Below are 524 nucleotides of genomic sequence, written 5' to 3'. Positions count from 1 at the left end.
GCCTGAGTACGGCTGATGTCAGTCATAAGTATTTAGCCAATAAAAATGGGGGCATTAGCCCCCATTAAACGTGATGAGAATCCAGTAACCGCGATTATAAGATAAAACGGCTCAGATCTTCATCTGCCACTAAAGCATCAAGGTGCTTACTCACATATTCTGCGTCAATGGTAATGGTTTGACCGTTAAGATCGCTCGCGTCGTAAGAGATATCTTCCACCAGGCGTTCCAGCACGGTATGCAGGCGACGCGCACCGATGTTCTCGGTGGTTTCGTTGACCTGCCATGCGGCCTGGGCAATACGCTTGATACCGTCTTCAGTGAACTCGAGGTTCACGCCTTCGGTAGCCATCAGCGCTTTGTACTGTACGGTAGCAGAGGCGTTCGGCTCGGTCAGGATACGTTCGAAATCTTCGGTGGTCAGCGCCTGCAGCTCAACGCGAATTGGCAGACGCCCCTGCAGTTCGGGGATCAGATCCGACGGGCTGGCAACCTGGAACGCCCCTGAAGCGATAAACAGGATG

1 pseudogene is annotated in these 524 nt (G+C 52.7%); it reads right to left on the bottom strand.

Going from position 1 to position 524, the window contains the following annotated elements:
- Positions 1-94 precede the first annotated feature (94 nt).
- Positions 95-524 (bottom strand): annotated as a pseudogene (gene hslU / locus CKO11_RS17365) (HslU--HslV peptidase ATPase subunit); the annotation flags it as partial.

Origin of the sequence: Rhodobacter sp. TJ_12 (assembly GCF_020023995.1) — a bacterium.
Lineage (GTDB): Bacteria > Pseudomonadota > Alphaproteobacteria > Rhodobacterales > Rhodobacteraceae > Rhodobacter.
This window is presented reverse-complemented; position numbering and strand designations above follow the sequence as displayed.